The sequence below is a fragment of the Paenibacillus sp. 01T431 genome, from assembly GCF_056398625.1.
In genome coordinates, this window is the sequence record NZ_JBFTPT010000077.1 from 1 (window position 1) to 437 (window position 437).

Here is a 437-nt window from a genome sequence, read left to right on the forward strand (position 1 = left end):
GGGGTGGAGGGCGGCCGGGGGCGGCGCGCCCGCCATTATCGGGGACGATGCTTGCGGAAGGCTTGCGGTCAGTAGATGCTCGGCTCGCCCACCGGGTCGCCGAAATCGGTCTGGAGGAAGTCGAAGTCGCAGCCGTCGTTGGCCTGGCGGATGTGCCGGGAGAACATGAAGCCGTAGCCGCGCGCATAGCGGGGCGGCGGCGGGGTCCAGGCGGCGCGGCGGCGCGCCAGTTCYTCGTCGGAYACCTCCAGGTGGATGCTGCGCCGGTCGATGTCCACCGAGATCAGGTCGCCGGTGCRCACCAGCGCGAAGGGCCCGCCGATGTACGCCTCGGGCGACACATGGAGGATGCAGGCGCCATAGCTGGTGCCGCTCATGCGTGCGTCGGACATGCGCAGCATGTCGCGCACACCCTGCTTCACCAGCTTCTTCGGGAT

General features: G+C 69.6%; 1 pseudogene. It reads right to left on the reverse strand.

The annotated features are described in order from the left end of the window. Positions 1 to 68 precede the first annotated feature (68 nt). A pseudogene (locus AC1DM9_RS34530) lies at positions 69 to 437 on the reverse strand (hypothetical protein); the annotation flags it as partial.